Source organism: Clostridia bacterium (genome assembly GCA_036654455.1).
In the GTDB taxonomy this organism is placed as follows: domain Bacteria; phylum Bacillota; class Clostridia; order Christensenellales; family CAG-314; genus JAVVRZ01.
Genome location: JAVVRZ010000018.1, coordinates 1 through 650, shown reverse-complemented (window position 1 = coordinate 650; position 650 = coordinate 1). Strand labels below are relative to the sequence as shown.

General features: G+C 36.3%; 1 protein-coding gene. It reads left to right on the top strand.

Annotated features, from left to right (window positions below):
• Positions 1–242 precede the first annotated feature (242 nt).
• The coding region (locus RR062_06175) for a hypothetical protein (protein MEG2027286.1) at positions 243–650 on the top strand (408 nt) is incomplete at its 3' end.

Below are 650 nucleotides of genomic sequence, written 5' to 3'. Positions count from 1 at the left end.
AAAATTCCTCAGTTTGAGCAACACTCTGTTGCCGAGGTGGTCGGTAAGTACGATCCACCCGAAGATATTGAGTTTTCCGTGTTTAAGGAAGACATTATTCGAATGTTTCAAGAAACAGCAGACAAGCAAGAAAAAGTAAGGCTCTATGCAAAATGGGAGCAGGGTTAAATACACTCAAGAACAGAATAAAAATAAAACGAAAGGATTACTTACGTTAATTAAAGATAAAAGGAGTTGAAATTATGATAAAAATAAAAAGAATAATTGTCGAATTTATTGTAGTTATTAACATAATTGCAGTGCTCGGTTGCTTATGTGCCTGCTCGAAAAAGGCTAATACGTTTACAGAGGAAGAGCATGTTCAACGTGTGACGGAACGTATAGAAAAACGATTTATGACGGATGCCACCGCTTATACAAGTTTTAGCGTATATCCGTTATACAATGAGAATGATGAATTGAACTATTTTCTTGTTGAGTTTGAGCCTTACGGATTTATATATGTAATGCTGCGTGATGAGGCTCCTGCTGTTTATTCGTGGTTTGGCTTTCGTACGAGTATGTATTCGACATCGGATATTGACGGTGAAGACAGTTGGAGCAGATATACAATTGAAGAAACAAGCAATCAAAAATGCTATGAATTAGAT